Here is a 12,603-nt window from a genome sequence, read left to right as displayed (position 1 = left end):
GTGCATTCCATGGACAGAACACAATTGATCGAAGCCGCCGCCCACTATGTCGATGGCGGAGGGCTGGTCGCGGATCTGGCCGCCCTCGTGGCGCGCCGCTCCGTCAGCCAGTCGGAAGGGCGGCGGGAGGACCTCTACGCCTATCTGCAGGAAGACATGCAGCCTCTGCTGTCGGCCATGGGCTTTGCCGTCGAGATTTTCGACAATCCGCGCGACGGCGGCGCTCCGCTGCTGATCGCCAGCCGCATCGAGGACGAGGCCCTGCCGACGGTTTTGGTCTATGGCCATGGCGATGTCTGCAACGGAGAGGCCCATCGCTGGCGGGAGGGTCTTGAGCCCTTCACCCTGATCCGGGAGGGCGACAAGCTTTATGGCCGCGGCACGGCCGACAACAAGATCCAGCATCTCATCAACATCAAGGCGCTGGAACTGCTGATCCGCGAAAAGGGCCGGCTCGGGTTCAATGCCAGGATCATTCTCGAAATGGCCGAGGAGACCGGCTCCTTCGGGCTGCGCGAATTCTTCACCGCCAACCGGGAACGGCTGGCGGCCGATGTGCTGATCGCCTCGGACGGGCCGCGTCTGGCAGTCGACACGCCGACCATGTTCATGGGGTCGCGCGGCGGCATGTCGATCAACCTGATGGTCAATCTGCGGGACGGCGACCACCATTCCGGAAATTTCGGCGGATTGCTGGCCGACCCCGCCATCATCCTGGCCCAGGCGATCGCCACGATCACCGATGCGCGCGGCCAGATCCTTGTCCCAGAATGGCGCCCGACCAGCCTGACGCCCGATATCCGTGCCACCCTGCGTGATCTGCCGCCGCGCCGTCACGATGCCGAATGGGGCGAGAGCGACCTGACGCCGAGCGAGCGCGTCTTCGGTTGGAACTCCTTCGCCGTGCTCGCCATGTCGTCCGGCAATATCGATGCGCCGCAAAATGCCATTTCGGGCACGGCGCGAGCCACCTGCCAGCTGCGCTTCGTCGTCGGCACAGACATCAACGACATCATTCCCGCCCTGCGCCGTCATCTCGATGCCCATGGCTTTCCCATGGTCGAGGTAAGCCCCGCCCGCGGCGAGGCCTTCCGGGCCACCCGCTTTTCGCCGGACCATCCCTGGGTGCGTTTTGTCGAGACTTCGCTGACGCGCTCAGTGGGAAAGCCGCCGCATGTGCTGCCCAATCTGGCGGGTTCGCTGCCCAATGATGCCTTTACCGACATCCTTGGACTGCCGACGATCTGGATTCCGCACTCCCATGCCGAATGCGGCCAGCACGGCCCTAACGAGCATGCGCTGGTGCCGATTGCCCGTGAAGGCATGCAGGTCATGGTAGCGCTGTTCCTCGATATCGCCGAGAACGCCAAAAGCCTGAAGCAGATTGCCTGATCGATGGATTTTGTTCTGCTCTTTGTCTTCCTGGCCGCAACGGGCGCCTTGTCCGGCCTGATTGCCGGCCTGCTCGGGATCGGCGGCGGTGTCGTCCTGGTGCCGGCGCTCTACTATGTCTTCGAGTTCCTCGGCTATGAGAGCGACCGTCTGATGCAGGTCTGCGTCGCCACCTCCGGCGGCACCATCATCTTCAATTCGGCACGCTCGGTTCTGATGCATCATCGGCGCGGCGCGGTCGACTGGTCCGTGCTGAAGCGCTGGGGACCGGCCATTTCTCTCGGTGCGCTGGCCGGGGTGGTCGGTGCCGCTTCGCTGCGCTCGGCCAATCTGTCGGTGATCTTCGGGGTGATCGGCCTGCTGCTCGGGCTCTACATGCTGATCAGCCGGCCCCATTGGAAACTGTCGGACACCCTGCCGGGCCGGGCGCTGGCCAGCGTCTATGGTCTGGTCATCGGCTTTTTCTCGGCGATGATGGGCATCGGCGGCGGCTCCTTCGGCGTGCCGGCCATGACGCTCTACGGCATGCCGGTGCAGAAGGCGGTGGCCACATCCTCCGGCTTCGGACTGTTGATCTCCGTGCCGTCATTTATCGGATTTCTGATTGCCGGCTGGGGCCTTCCGGGGCTTCCACCCTACACAATCGGCTTCGTCAACCTGCCGGCTCTGGTCGTCATCGTCGCCATCTCGACGACCACGGTGTCGCTCGGGGTCCGGCTGGCGCATTACCTGCCGGCCGCCGTTCTCAAGCGGATTTTCGCCGTGTTCATCTCGCTGATGGCTCTCAACATGCTGATCAAGGGCCTCGGCGCTCTCTCGATGTAAAAAAGGTATCGCCATGAGCAAGACCCATCCCGCCGATCTCGATGCGACAGACGCCCGCCGACTGATCGGGCAGCGCCGCCTGTCGCCGGTTGAACTGGCCGAGGCCTGTATCGAGCGCGTCACACAGCTCAATCCTGCGATCAATGCCGTGGTGGCGCAGGATTTCGACCGGGTCATCGCCGAGGCACACCAGGCCGAGCAGAGCGTGATGCGCCATGAGGCGCTCGGTCCGCTGCACGGCCTGCCTTTCGGGGTCAAGGACATGATCGACGTCCAGGGCCTGCCGACCACGTTCGGCTCGGAAATCTTTCGCGACAATATCGCCGCGAAGGACGATGCCATCGTTGCCGCCATGCGCCGGGCCGGCGGCATTCCCCTCGGCAAAACAAACAATCCGGATTGGAGTGCCGGCGGCAATACCCGCAACGCCGTCTATGGCGTCACGGCCAATCCCCACGACACGACAAAAAGTGCCGCCGGCTCGTCGGGCGGTTCGGCAGCCCTTCTGGCCGCCCGCATGGCGCCTTTGGCCACCGGTTCGGACACCGGCGGCAGCCTGCGCAACCCGGCAGCCTTTTGCGGTGTCGTCGGTTTCCGCCCGTCGCCCGGTGTCGTTCCTGGCGATACGCGCGCCATGGCGCTGATGCATCTGTCGACCAGCGGGCCGATGGCGCGCAGCGTCGCCGATGTGGCGCTGATGCTGTCGGTCATGGTGCGCCCCGATCGGCTCGACCCCTATACGGTGGTCGTGGACGGGCAGACGCCGTGGCAGGCCGATCGCTTTGGCCACGGCCGGCGCCCGGATCTGGCGACGCTTCGGATCGCCGTCACCGAGGATTTCGGTTTTGCGCCGACGTCCAGAGTAATCCGCGAGGCTTTCGGCCGGGTGGTGGCGCGGCTTTCCGACCATCTCGGCAGGGTCGAGGAGACCCATCCCGATTGCACCGATGCCGATCGCATCTTTTCCGTTCTTCGCGGCGTGATGTTTCTCGGCCTGCACCACGCGCTGCTGCAGTCCCACCCGGACAAGATCGGCCCGAATGTCCGCGCCAATGTCGAGGAGGGGCTAAGCTATGGCCCGCTCGATATCGCCGATGCGCTGGTGAAACAGGGTCGGTTCTATCGCGACTGGCAGCGGTTTTTCGAAGACCATGATTATGTGCTTTGCCCGGCTGTGACCATCAGCCCGCGCGACTGGCACGAGCTTTATCCAACCGAGATCGACGAGCAACCGACGAAAAACTACTATCACTGGCTGGCCATGGCCTATGCCTCGACGCTGGCCGGCCATCCGTCGATCACCATCCCGGTCGGCCGGGACGCGCTCGGCATGCCCTTCGGCCTGCAGATCGTCGGTCGCCGGCATGATGATGCCGGCGTTCTGCAGGTGGCGGCCGTGATCGAGGAGATCTTTGCGGGCGACCCGGTTTACGGGGTTCCCACTGTCGATGTGGAAACGCTGAAGACGGCTCCAAGACTGGCCGACTGCGAGGGGTTCATGGGTTTCTAAGGCACACCCTTTGAACACCGAACCGGTGTGGGATTTTCCTCTTGGTGACTTGAGTGAGTCCATGCCCCCGTCAGCATCGGCCTGTGATCCTGTCTACGTTTGGGGGGACTTAGAGCCAACCCAGGGCTGTCGCTGCGCGGATTGCTTCGGCGCGGCGGTTGCATCCGAGTTTGCGGAACAGGTTGCCGAGGTGGAATTTGACCGTCACTTCGGAAATGTTGAGGGTGCTGGCGATCCGCTTGTTCGGCATGCCGCCGGCAATCAGCTGTAACATCTGGGTTTCGCGCTGCGATAGGCCGCCATTCAGCGCGCGGGCTTGCGGCGAGTTGACGGATGCGGCGAAGATCGACAGGGCGATACGCACATCCGACGATGTCTCGATGAAGCCCCGGATGCGGTGATCATTGAGCAGAGGTGACAGAAAAATACGCTCCTCCGACAAGACGCCGTTGCATCCGAGGCGGGTCGACGTCTCAAGCGCCGACAGCAGACGGGACCGTGCCGTGGCACTGTCGCCGCGCTGGTGGGCGGTGTAGCTCTGCCATAGAAGCAGGGCCACTCTCTCCCTGTTCGTCACATAGGGATTGCTGATCAGGGCATCGATCTGGCGCGGCAGATACGAGCGCGGTGTCCAGAGATGGGCCGCGTCGCGGATCCAGGCCATGGCATAGGATATCTCGTCGCGGCGGGTGAGACGGGCCAGCTCGTCGGTGGCACTTTCCACCCAGTTTCGACCCATCGGCATGCGGATCGCCGTCAGGGTGGACTGAGCGTCTGCCCAACGGTTGACGTTCTGATAGGCGATGGCGGTGCGGATTTCCATCATGGCATGGAATTGCAGCCGCTCGGACAGATGGATCCATAGACCGTCGAGGAAGCCCGGGCGAATGGTCATCGGGAAATGATCGGCGAGGACCTGCGAGGCATAATGCAGGGCGAATTGCATCAGGCTCGGCCAGATCTCGGCGGCGGCGAAGCTGTCGAAGTCGGCCTGGACGAATTCGACGAGATCCCGCGGCCGGCCGGCTTCATAGGCGATGCAGGCTTCCGCCAGGTGCAGCATACGGAATTCCTGATGCGCATCATGGGGGACCTGTTCCAGCTTGCTGCGCGCATCCTTGGCCGCGCGGCGAGCCAGAAGCGTGTCGCCGCTGATCAGGCGCAGGACGATCTGGTGTAGATGGATGAAGAATTCGAGCAGCGGCTGACCGCCCATGCTGCGCAGGTAGATCAGGGAGCGGGCCGCTGCCGCCTCGGCCTCGCGGAAATTGCGGCGGCGGATCTCGAATTCGAGCAGGGCGTTATAGTACGCGGCCCATTTGGCATGGTCACCCAGCGGATAGTCGGCCATGAACTCGCCGAGCCGGGCGATCATCGCATCGTTGGGCGTCAGATCCTCGCCGATCATCATGTTGAGCCTGAAGGTTCGGGCTGCGAAGGAGAAGCGTGAACCGCGCGCCAGCGCCTTCAGCGGATCGAGGTAATCCGATCCCAGATGTCGACCGAGCAGATGACGCACACGCTGCAACTCGCCCTGCTTGAGCAGGGTCCGGGTGACGGAAAGCAGCACGGTCTCGTTGGTGGCGATCATGTCGTGCGAGAAGCGCATGATGATGGCCTGAAAGGCGGAGAGGCTGCTGCGATAGATCAGTTCGCGTCCCTGCGCACGCTCGAGGATCTGGGCGGCATGCTCCTCATGGCCATGGTCGATCAACAGGGCCATGGCGTCGAGCGACCGACCGGCCTGTTCCCGAGCCGCGGCGATCTCGATGACGGCGCCTTCGGCCTCAAAGATTGCCAGACGCTCGAGGACCGCGGTTTTCAGCAGGCGCAGAAGTTCCGGGTGCTGCTCGGGTGCCCGGGCGAGGAAGGGTGGCAGGATATCTGCCCATTGCGCGCCGGGCGTCGGGGCTTCGAGCCAAATGGACAGGGTGGTGGTCTGGCCCGGAGACAGGTGGCTGAGAATGGTCTCGCGCAGATAGTCGATACAGATGCGGTCGTCCGGGACCGCTGCCAGCGGCAGAAACGCCGGCCAGCCGGCATAACCCTGCAGCAGATGCTCCGCATCTTCGCGCGGCAGGCCCGATAGTTCGTCTGCGGTGAAGGTCAGGTCCGAGGCATCGATCGTTACCGAACCGCGATGCAGGATCTGCCGCGCCAGCCCTGCGATGCGCTGGTCCGGGCGGCAGGCGACGATAACGATATCAACAGCGTCAAGAATCGTCGCGGCAATCCGGGCGGATTTAGCCGAGACCGGCACATCCCAGAGCAGATAACGCCCATGCACGTCATCAAGGCGGGGCTGCAATGCCGTGCAGACCGGTCTGGCCAAGGCCCTGGCGAGCATGCCGAGAAGGGTGGTTTTGCCTGCACCAGCCGGCGCGCGCAGGAAAATCACGCCGGCAGTTTCACGAGCGATGCGATCACAGAGGCGAGGGCGGGGCAGGACCTTGATCATGCGACTTCTATAGGTGAGAAATCGACATCGACCTATACCTTATCGTCAGAAAACTATACCTTCTGGCGGTTGCTCGCATGGCGACGGAAGGGGATGTTCGAGCCTTAGGCAGCTGATGCACAAGGAAACTCCCCGCCGATGCAGCAACATCCGTTGGTCGCAATACTGACCCGGCTTGGCATGTTCATGCTCGTCATGATGGCGCTTTCCATCATGATTTTCGTTCTGGCACGGGTTGTGCCGGGTGATCCGGCGCGCATGGCGCTCGGTCCGGCCGCAACCCAGGAACAGGTTGATGCGTTGCGCCAGCAGATGGGGCTCAATCGGCCGCTGCCGGTGCAATATCTCGACTATGCGAACAGGGCGCTGCAGGGTGATCTCGGGATGTCGCTGGTGTCGCAGCGACCGGTGACCACCGATCTTTCGCAGACGGTCCCGGCGACGGTCGAACTTGTGCTGGTCTCGGTCATCTTCATGTTCGCCGTGGCGATCCCGCTCGGCGTGATCACCGCGCATTACCGCAATCGTATCTTCGACTATGTCGGCCGTTTCCTGTCCTTGACCGGCGTTACGATCCCGAGCTTCCTGTTTGCCATCACCATGCAGCTGATAGCCGCCCGTTATCTGACCGACTGGCCGATCATCGGCCGGCTCGACCATGGGCTGAACTGGCAGGGCGGCCCGACCGGGTTCCTGCTGATCGACGGCACGCTGGCCGGACGGTTTGACGTGGTGCTGAACGCGCTCAAGCATCTGGCGCTGCCGGCCTTCGCGCTGTCGATGGCCGGGATCGGCCAGATCACCCGCATCACTCGATCCTCGATGCTGGAGAACCAGCGCAAGGATCATGTGCTGACGCTGAAAAGCTTCGGCGTTCCGGAACGGGTCATCATCTTCCGTTATCTGCTGAAGCTGTCGTCTATCGCACCGCTGACGATCATGGGGCTCGAGTTTGCCTCGCTGATCGGCAACGCCTTCGTCATCGAGATGATCTTTGCCTGGGGCGGTTTCGCTTCCTATGGCCTGACCTCGATCCTGCAGAAGGATCTGAACGCAGTCACGGCCGTGGTGTTGGTCGCCGGCCTGTTCTTCATCATCGCCAACCTCATCGTCGACGTCGTGATCTCGATCATCGACCCACGACTGCGCCGCAAGGAGGCACGCTGATGGCCGACACGAGAATGCTCGACGCTTCCGACCGCGGACTGAGCTCCAACTACATGATGTGGTATCGCTTCAGCCGCAATCCGGCTGCGGTGATCGGTTCGCTCATCCTGATCTCGATCGTCATCCTTGCCATCTTTGCGCCCTGGCTGACGCCTTATCCGAAGCATGTCGGTGCGGTCGTCGACTTCCGCGCCCGGCATCTGCCGCCTGATGCTGGTCACTGGTTCGGCACCGACAAGGCCGGCCGCGACATCTTTTCGCGCACGGTGTTCGGTCTACGGGTTTCGCTGCTTCTGGTGATCGGCGTTCTCGGGATTTCGGTGCCGGTCGGCACGGTACTCGGCCTGATCGCCGGCTATTTCGGCGGCTGGGTGGAAAAGCTGATCACTGGCCTGACCAATGTCATGCTGGCCATGCCGCCTCTGGTCATGGCGCTCGCCGTGTCCAACCTGCTCGAGCCGACGCTGACCAATGCGATGATCGCCATCACCCTCTTGTGGTGGACCTGGCATGCGCGGCTGATCTACTCGGTGTCGAAGTCGATTGTCTCGGAGGACTATATCGAGGCGGCGCGTCTGGCCGGTGCCGGACCGATCCATATCCTGTTCCGCGAAATCCTGCCGAATTGCCTGGCGGTGATCTCGGTGAAGACGACGCTCGATGCGGCCTTCGTCATCCTGTTCGGTGCAACGCTCAGCTTCCTCGGTTTCGGGGTCAAGCCGCCGACCCCCGATCTCGGTTCCATGGTCGCCGATGGCCGCCAGTTCATGCCGGATTTCTGGTGGGAGGTGCTGTGCCCGGGGGCGATGGTCTTCTACGTGACGCTCGGTTTCAACCTGCTGGGCGATGGCCTGCGCGACATGTTCGATGTGGAGAACTGAGATGGCCGAACCGCTTCTGAGCGTCGATAACCTCAATGTCTCTTTCGCCACCTATGGGCGCAGTCGCCAGGTGCTTCGCGATGTGAGTTTTACCGTTACAGCCGGCGAGCGTGTCGCCCTGATCGGCGAAACCGGATCCGGCAAGTCGGTAACGGCAAAGGCCATCATCGGCACATTGCCGGACAATGCCACGATCGACTCCGGCACGATCCGTTTTGCCGGACAGGATGTGCTGGCGATGCCCCGGGCCAACCGGGAAGCCTTGAAGGGCACTGCCTTCTCGCTGATCATGCAGGACCCGCTTTCGTCCTTCAATCCGGTGTTCAAGATCGGCACGCATCTCGATGACGTGATGCGGTTTGCCGACAAGCGCAATGGCATCCGTGCCTCGAAAGCCGAGCGCCGCGTTCGCATCGCAGCGGTGTTGCGCCGTGTCCAGTTGGCGGATGCCGATCGCGTGATGAATGCCTATCCGTCCGAACTGTCTGGCGGCATGCGCCAGCGCGTGCTGATCGGGCTCGCTCTGCTGCATCAGCCGAAGCTTCTGATCGCCGACGAACCCGGCACCGCGCTCGATGTCACGACGCAGGACGAAATCCTCAACTTGATCAACCTGTTGGTCAAAGAGGAGAACATGGCGCTGCTGATGATTACCCATAATCTTGGCGTGGTTCGCAAGGTGGCGGACCGTGTGGTGGTCATGCATCACGGCGACATCGTCGATACCGGCCCCTGTGCGGAGATCCTCAGCAATCCAAAAGCGGCCTATACGCAGGCGCTTCTGGAGGCGGTGCCGCCGCTTTACGGCCCGCGCGTCACCGACATGGCGCAGAGCCACCACGCGCCGATCGTGACGATCAGGGGGCTGAACAAGGTCTACGGCAAACGTCCGGGATTTCATGCGATCCGCGACGTCGACCTGACGCTGCGCGAAGGCGAGATCTTTGGCCTCGCCGGTGAATCCGGTTCGGGCAAGACCTCCGTCGCCCGCATCATCATGGACCTGTCGCGTGCGACGTCGGGCACGGTTGCGATCGACGCGCCGGCGGCCGGGCGCGGGCGGCGCCTGACGCAGATCGTCTACCAGAATCCCGGCACCTCGCTCAATCCAAAGCGCACCGTCAGGCAGACCCTGAGCCTGCCGCTCGCTTCGATCGGCATGGACGGCGAACGGCGCGAGGCGCGGATGAAGGAATTGCTCGATCGCGTGCGCCTGCCGCAATCCTATCTGGCGAAATATCCGCATGAACTGTCCGGCGGCCAGAAGCAACGTGTGGCGATCGCGAGGGCACTGGCGGCCGAACCGAAGATCCTGATTCTCGACGAGCCGACCGCGGCACTCGACGTTTCGGTACAGAAGACGGTCATCGAACTGTTGGTGCAACTGCGCCAGGATCTCGGCCTGACCTACCTGATGATTTCGCACGATCTGTCGCTGATGCGCAATTTCTGCTCGCGCATCGCGGTGATGCTGCGCGGCGAGATCGTCGAGGAGGGCGTGACGCCTGAGGTCTTTGCCGATCCGAAACACCCCTATACCCGCGCGCTGATCGCTGCGATCCCCGTCGTCACCGACGCGGAAGAACTGCTGAAGCCCGTCGTTACCGAGGAAGAGCGCACGCGTTTCCTTGTCAAGACAACAGCATGAATGAGGAGACACCTGACGTGTATCGCGTGGGGATTGATGTGGGCGGCACCAATACGGATGCCGTCGTTCTGGATGGGAAGTCGGTTCTGGCCGGGGTCAAGGCGTCGACGACCGAGGATGTGACGTCGGGTGTGCTCAACGCGCTGGAGAAGGTGATGGAGGAATCCGGCATCGACCGGACGAAGATTGCGGCCGTGATGATCGGCACGACGCATTTCACCAATGCCGTGATCGAGCGCCGGCATATGGATGAGGTCGCTGCGATCCGTCTCGGCCTGCCCTCCGGCGCCGGCCTGCCGCCGATGGTCGACTGGCCGGACGATCTGCGAGATATCGTCGGCAACCATGGCTATCAGGTCAAGGGCGGCTATGAATTCGACGGTCGCGTGCTGTCACCACTCGACGAAGACGCGATCGTGCGCATTGCCGGGGACATCCGGGCCAAGGGTCTGAAGGCGGCTGCCGTGACCTGCGTGTTCAGCGGCATCAACGACGCGATGGAACTGCGCACCAAGGAGATCCTGCAGCAACAATGCCCGGGGCTTCCGGTGGTGATGTCGAAGGATATCGGCCGCCATGGCTTGCTGGCCCGCGAAAGCGCTGCGATCATGAATGCCAGCCTGCTGTCGCTGGCCGACCGCACGGTTGCCGCCTTCGGCGAGGCGCTGAACGTCGCTGGGATTACATGCCCGTTCTACATCACGCAGAATGACGGAACGCTGATGGCGGCCGACGTGGTCCGCTCCTTCCCGGTGCTGACATTTGCCTCGGGGCCGACGAATTCGATGCGTGGCGCGGCCTTCCTGACCGGCATCAAGGACGCCGTGGTCGTCGATGTCGGTGGCACCACCTCGGATGTCGGCTCATTGCAGCACGGTTTCCCGCGCCAGGCGTCGACGACTGTCGATATCGGCGGCGTGCGCACCAATTTCCGCATGCCCGACGTGTTCTCCATCGGTCTCGGCGGTGGTTCACTGGTGGTCCAAAGCGAGGCTGGGATTACCGTCGGTCCGAAGTCGGTCGGATATCGCGTTCGCACCGATGCGATCTGCTTCGGCGGCACGACGCTGACGGCAACCGATATCGCCGTGGCGTCAAACAAGGCCGATGTGGGCGACCGGGCACTGGTTGCACACCTCAATCGGATGCTGGTCGAGGCGGCGATGCTCAAAATCGACCAGATGCTCGAAGCCTGCGTGGAGCGCAGCCGCGTTTCGTCGACCCCTGTTCCGGTGATCGCCGTTGGCGGTGGTTCGATCCTGATGCCTGACCGGATCGGTGATCTCCAGGTGATCCGGCCGGAGAATTACGCCGTCGCCAATGCGGTCGGCGCGGCGATTGCGCAGATCAGCGGCGAGACGGATCGCGTCTTCTCGCTGGTCGACGGCCGCACGCGCGAAAGTGCGCTGGCCGAAGCGGAAGCCGAGGCGCGCGTGAAGGCGATTGCCGCCGGTGCGCTGGCCGAAACCCTGGAAGTCATCGAACGCGAGGACATGCCGTTGGCTTACCTGCCGGGCAATGCGACCCGCATTCACGTCAAGGTCGTCGGAGAAATGGGAGTTCATCATGGCTGATGTGCGCAAGCTGAAATACGACGAAGCCGACCTGCGCACGCTGACGGTGGAAGATCTCGATGCGCTGGAGATCGGTGCGGGCATTCTCGGCACGGGCGGTGGCGGCAACCCCTACCAGGGCAAATTGCTGGCCCTGCAGGCGATGAAGGAAGGTTATGAGATGAAAATCCTCGCGACCGACCGGATCGAGGGCGACGCCTTGTGCATGTCGATCGGTGGCATCGGTGCGCCGGTCGTCGGTGTTGAGCGCCTGCGTGAGGGCCGCGAGGGCTTGCGCTGCCTGCGGGCCATGGAAGACCTGATCCGTGCACCGATCGATGCCATGGTGTGCGAGGAGATCGGCGGCGCCAATGCCATCAATCCGCTGGTCACGGCGGCGCTCGGCGGACTGCCGATGCTCGATTGCGACGGGATGGGCCGTGCCTTTCCAGAAATGCAGATGACGACGTTTTCGATCTACGGCCATAGCTCGACTCCGTCCGTCATGTGCGACCTGCATGGCAATGCGGTGATCTTCAGTCATGCCGTCTCTGAAGTCTGGCACGAGCGTATGGCACGTGCCTGCGTCGTCGCCCAGGGCGGCGGTGCGATGCTGGCGACCGCGCCGATGCAGGCGCACTACGTGCACCAGTACGGCATTCCAAAGAGCTATACCAAGGCGATTGCGCTTGGCGAGGCGGTGATCCGCGCCCGCAAGGCGCAGGCGGATCCGATCGCGGCCGTCTGCGCACTCGAAGATGGACGGCGCATCTTCAACGGCAAGATCAGTGATCTGAAGCGCCATCTGCGCGGCGGCTTTGCCGTCGGCGACATGGAACTGACCGGTTTCGACGACTGCACCGGCCAGACTGCCAGCGTTGCGATCCAGAACGAGTTTCTGATCTTCCGTCGTAACGGCGAGGTCGAGGTGACCGTGCCCGACCTGATCGTGCTGCTGGATGTCGATACCGGTTATCCGATCACCACGGAAATGCTGCGTTACGGCCAGCGTGTCGCGGTCGTCGCAATTCCCTGCCACGCCCTGCTGCGCACCCCGCGTGCGCTCGATGTCGTTGGTCCTGCGGCATTCGGCTATCCGGAAATCACCTTTTCGCCGCTGCCTGCGCTCGCGCAGAAGGCTGCCTGAACAGCTTCAACACAAGCGGAGA

9 protein-coding genes are annotated in these 12,603 nt (G+C 63.1%); 8 read left to right on the top strand and 1 reads right to left on the bottom strand.

The window, feature by feature from the left end; translation table 11 throughout:
- The first annotated feature begins 9 nt into the window (after positions 1 to 9).
- The 3 genes from HFC70_RS21225 to HFC70_RS21215 are packed head-to-tail and all read left to right on the top strand — an operon-like array spanning position 10 to position 3,727.
- Positions 10 to 1,392, top strand: coding sequence for a M20 family metallopeptidase (locus HFC70_RS21225; RefSeq protein ID WP_168475294.1), 1,383 nt, complete (start codon positions 10 to 12; stop codon positions 1,390 to 1,392).
- 3 nt (positions 1,393 to 1,395) lie between these two features.
- A complete protein-coding gene (locus tag HFC70_RS21220; RefSeq protein WP_168475293.1) occupies positions 1,396 to 2,217 on the top strand; it encodes a sulfite exporter TauE/SafE family protein in 822 nt (273 codons plus the stop codon).
- A gap of 13 nt (positions 2,218 to 2,230) precedes the next feature.
- Positions 2,231 to 3,727: an amidase gene (locus HFC70_RS21215; protein ID WP_168475292.1), complete on the top strand. Its 1,497-nt coding sequence runs from the start codon at positions 2,231 to 2,233 to the stop codon at positions 3,725 to 3,727.
- Between the two features lie 109 nt (positions 3,728 to 3,836).
- On the opposite strand, the gene HFC70_RS21210 is transcribed toward HFC70_RS21215, so the two are convergent.
- Positions 3,837 to 6,185 (bottom strand): LuxR C-terminal-related transcriptional regulator, encoded by a 2,349-nt coding sequence (locus HFC70_RS21210; protein WP_168475291.1) that lies wholly within the window; start codon positions 6,183 to 6,185, stop codon positions 3,837 to 3,839.
- Between the two features lie 138 nt (positions 6,186 to 6,323).
- Between HFC70_RS21210 and HFC70_RS21205 the strand changes: the two genes are divergently transcribed.
- From HFC70_RS21205 to HFC70_RS21185, 5 genes are read left to right on the top strand one after another with little or no spacing between them, the layout of a single operon-like run.
- Entirely contained in the window at positions 6,324 to 7,352 is a 1,029-nt protein-coding gene (locus tag HFC70_RS21205; protein WP_168475290.1) for an ABC transporter permease, read from the top strand.
- Entirely contained in the window at positions 7,352 to 8,233 is an 882-nt protein-coding gene (locus HFC70_RS21200) for an ABC transporter permease (protein ID WP_168475289.1), read from the top strand. The genes HFC70_RS21205 and HFC70_RS21200 overlap by 1 nt, the downstream gene beginning before the upstream one ends.
- Before the next feature lies 1 nt (position 8,234).
- A complete protein-coding gene (gene nikE / locus HFC70_RS21195) occupies positions 8,235 to 9,881 on the top strand; it encodes an ABC transporter ATP-binding protein (protein WP_168475288.1) in 1,647 nt (548 codons plus the stop codon).
- Between the two features lie 17 nt (positions 9,882 to 9,898).
- On the top strand, positions 9,899 to 11,455 hold the full coding sequence (locus HFC70_RS21190) for a hydantoinase/oxoprolinase family protein (protein WP_168475375.1): 1,557 nt from the start codon (positions 9,899 to 9,901) through the stop codon (positions 11,453 to 11,455).
- Positions 11,448 to 12,581, top strand: coding sequence for a DUF917 domain-containing protein (locus tag HFC70_RS21185; RefSeq protein WP_168475287.1), 1,134 nt, complete (start codon positions 11,448 to 11,450; stop codon positions 12,579 to 12,581). The genes HFC70_RS21190 and HFC70_RS21185 overlap by 8 nt, the downstream gene beginning before the upstream one ends.
- The last annotated feature ends 22 nt before the right edge of the window (positions 12,582 to 12,603 follow it).

The sequence above is a fragment of the Agrobacterium sp. a22-2 genome (assembly GCF_012276985.1).
Classification (GTDB): domain Bacteria; phylum Pseudomonadota; class Alphaproteobacteria; order Rhizobiales; family Rhizobiaceae; genus Allorhizobium.
The sequence above is the reverse complement of the archived record's forward strand: the minus strand, read 5'-3'. Positions and strand labels throughout refer to the sequence as shown.

What these genes read in the sequence shown, in the direction of transcription:
- HFC70_RS21225 (WP_168475294.1), top strand. Translation starts at nt 10, where the DNA reads ATGGACAGAACACAATTGATCGAAGCCGCCGCCCACTATGTCGATGGC.
- nikE (WP_168475288.1), top strand. Translation starts at nt 8,235, where the DNA reads ATGGCCGAACCGCTTCTGAGCGTCGATAACCTCAATGTCTCTTTCGCC.
- HFC70_RS21200 (WP_168475289.1), top strand. Translation starts at nt 7,352, where the DNA reads ATGGCCGACACGAGAATGCTCGACGCTTCCGACCGCGGACTGAGCTCC.
- HFC70_RS21185 (WP_168475287.1), top strand. Translation starts at nt 11,448, where the DNA reads ATGGCTGATGTGCGCAAGCTGAAATACGACGAAGCCGACCTGCGCACG.
- HFC70_RS21220 (WP_168475293.1), top strand. Translation starts at nt 1,396, where the DNA reads ATGGATTTTGTTCTGCTCTTTGTCTTCCTGGCCGCAACGGGCGCCTTG.
- HFC70_RS21210 (WP_168475291.1), bottom strand. Translation starts at nt 6,185, where the DNA reads ATGATCAAGGTCCTGCCCCGCCCTCGCCTCTGTGATCGCATCGCTCGT.
- HFC70_RS21205 (WP_168475290.1), top strand. Translation starts at nt 6,324, where the DNA reads ATGCAGCAACATCCGTTGGTCGCAATACTGACCCGGCTTGGCATGTTC.
- HFC70_RS21215 (WP_168475292.1), top strand. Translation starts at nt 2,231, where the DNA reads ATGAGCAAGACCCATCCCGCCGATCTCGATGCGACAGACGCCCGCCGA.